This window comes from Roseicyclus sp. (genome assembly GCF_052168335.1).
In the GTDB taxonomy this organism is placed as follows: domain Bacteria; phylum Pseudomonadota; class Alphaproteobacteria; order Rhodobacterales; family Rhodobacteraceae; genus Roseibacterium.
This window is the reverse complement of record NZ_JBQLZP010000243.1, coordinates 1-1,170: the sequence shown is the minus strand read 5'-3', so window position 1 is coordinate 1,170 and position 1,170 is coordinate 1. Positions and strand designations below refer to the sequence as shown.

2 protein-coding genes and 1 pseudogene are annotated in these 1,170 nt (G+C 72.9%); 1 reads left to right on the top strand and 2 read right to left on the bottom strand.

Annotated features, from left to right (window positions below):
- Positions 1-296: pseudogene (locus tag ACTS11_RS07570) on the top strand (D-alanyl-D-alanine carboxypeptidase); the annotation flags it as partial.
- 53 nt (positions 297-349) lie between these two features.
- Here the strand turns inward: ACTS11_RS07570 and ccoS are convergent.
- Entirely contained in the window at positions 350-508 is a 159-nt protein-coding gene (ccoS, locus tag ACTS11_RS07565) for a cbb3-type cytochrome oxidase assembly protein CcoS (protein WP_442639719.1), read from the bottom strand.
- A 7-nt stretch (positions 509-515) separates the two neighbouring features.
- Positions 516-1,170 (bottom strand): HAD-IC family P-type ATPase (locus ACTS11_RS07560; RefSeq protein ID WP_442639718.1); only part of this gene is annotated, 655 nt, incomplete at its 5' end.

Here is a 1,170-nt window from a genome sequence, read left to right as displayed (position 1 = left end):
CTCCGCCGCCGCGCCCCGTTCCGGTCGAGCCCGAGGTCGTCACCCGCGCCTCCTCCACCGGGTCGCGGCACTACGGCGTCTCGCTCGGGAGCCAGCCGTCGCAGCATGCGGCGGAACGGCTGCTCCTCAGGACGGCGCTGGCCGAACTCGGCACCTTCGACCAGGCGCTGCGCCGGGTGGTGCAGCGCTCGGGCGGCTACGAGGCGCGCTTCGCGGGCATGACCGAGGACCAGGCGGCGCGGGCCTGCGCGCGGCTCTCGGCACGTAACATGCCCTGCGAGACCTTCGGGCCCTGAGCGGGCGCGTTTTCCGAAGGAAAACGGCCGGATCCCTTCGGGATCCGGGCCCCTCAGCTCTTCGGGCGGTCGTCGTAATCGTCGGTGAGGATGCGGTTCGCGTCGCCCTCGGGGTCGTCGAACTGCCCCCGGCGCAGCATCCAGAAGAAGGCGCCGAGGCCGACGAGCCCGAGGAACAGGCTGACCGGGATCAGGATGCCGAGGACGTCCATGCGGGCCTCACTTCAGCCGGAGCGCGTTGGCCGACACGGTAATCGACGAGATCGACATGGCCAAGGCCGCGATGAGCGGCGAGCAGAGGCCGGCGATGGCGAGCGGCACGGCGAGCACGTTGTAGACCGTCGCGATGGTGAAGTTCTCGCGGATGCGCTTCGCCGCCGAGACGGAGGTGGTGACGGCATCGGCGATGGGCGCGAGACTGCGGCCCATGAGCACCATGTCTGAGGCCGTGCGCGCCGCGTCGAGCGCCGAGGCGGGCGAGACCGAGACATGTGCCGCCGCGAGCGCCGCGGTGTCGTTGAGCCCGTCGCCCACCATGAGGACCTTCGCCCCCTGCCCCGCCAGGTCGGAGACGAGCGCCGCCTTCTCGGCCGGCAGCGCCTCGGCGATGACCTCCTCGATGCCGATGCGGGCCGCGAAGCTGCGCACCGCCCCCGCCGTGTCGCCCGAGAGCAGGATCACCCGCTTGCCGGAGGCCCTGAGCGCCGCGACGGTCTCGGCCGCGCCTTCGCGCAGCGTGTCGGCGAAGGGCAGCGTGACCGGCGCTGCGTCGCCCACCTTGAGGAAGGTCGCCGTCACGTCGGGCGCCTCGGCGTCGAGCCATGCGGCGCGCCCGAGGCGGACGGTCCCGCCACGCCAGGTGCCCTCGACGCCA